Source organism: Vogesella mureinivorans (genome assembly GCF_007644035.1).
Classification (GTDB): domain Bacteria; phylum Pseudomonadota; class Gammaproteobacteria; order Burkholderiales; family Chromobacteriaceae; genus Vogesella; species Vogesella mureinivorans.
In genome coordinates, this window is sequence record NZ_VMTV02000560.1 from 1 (window position 1) to 313 (window position 313).

1 protein-coding gene is annotated in these 313 nt (G+C 65.2%); it reads left to right on the forward strand.

Annotated features, from left to right (window positions below; translation table 11 throughout):
- Nucleotides 1–313: hypothetical protein (locus FLQ44_RS14550; protein ID WP_206208900.1), on the forward strand; the 313-nt coding region annotated here is incomplete at both ends.

Genomic DNA, 313 nt, shown 5'->3' on the forward strand with positions numbered 1-313 from the left:
CGAGTACCTCGCGGCGCGCTGGAATGCCGACATCGAGAACATCCGCCGCACCAAGTCCGGCGCGGTGGCGCGCGATGTGTACGAGAACAAGATCGTCGCCGAGCGCAGCTACATGCAGGCGGCCTCGACGCGGGTGGTGACCTTCGAGATGTGCGGCAACGACGGCCTGCAGGCGCGCTCGGCCTTCAAGTCGCAGACCGGCACCTGCAACTACAGCGGGCTGGAAGCGGCGGTCAACTCCTGCAAGACCTACTTGGCCGCGTCGATGGACTACATCAACGCAAACGCGCACCCGAACACCCGTCTGAAGGTG